1 protein-coding gene is annotated in these 465 nt (G+C 62.4%); it reads right to left on the bottom strand.

The annotated features are described in order from the left end of the window. Nucleotides 1-137: 137 nt before the first annotated feature. The coding region (locus ACYQ0J_RS00695; RefSeq protein WP_460170281.1) for a thermonuclease family protein at nt 138-465 on the bottom strand (328 nt) is incomplete at its 5' end.

Below are 465 nucleotides of genomic sequence, written 5' to 3'. Positions count from 1 at the left end.
CTCTCGGCTTCCTCCTTGGGGTAACTCCCCTAGTCCCCTCCATTTTTTCAAATTTTCCACATCACATTGCATATGCGTTTCATGTTTTTGTTATTGTTTTTCTCGGTTCGTTTTTGCTTCTTGTAACACTTAACGCCTCACAGGCTGACTTGCCTTAAATTCTCGCTCTCGCACCCCACCCCATCCCTATCCCGGTCAAAGCGGTGCGGGTCCGGGGGCAAGACCTGGAAGCGCTTGTGGGGGATGTCCTTGCAGTCCAGGTCCGGGGGCGGCGGGGGGATGCACACCGTGGGATAGGCGGGGTCGCACCCTTTCCGGTCCGGGGCGGGGCCTTGGGGCCTCGATGCCTGCCCCCCTCCCCACATCCCCACCCCCTTGGCCCGAGCCTCCCGGGCGGCCTGGAGGTAGAGGGCGGCGTAGCGGACATTGGGGGGCACGGTGTAGGGCTCGGCCCACCCGGCCCTC

The organism is Thermus sp. FJN-A (genome assembly GCF_054655095.1).
Note: the sequence above shows the minus strand (reverse complement) of the source record. Positions and strands in the feature narration are given on the sequence as shown.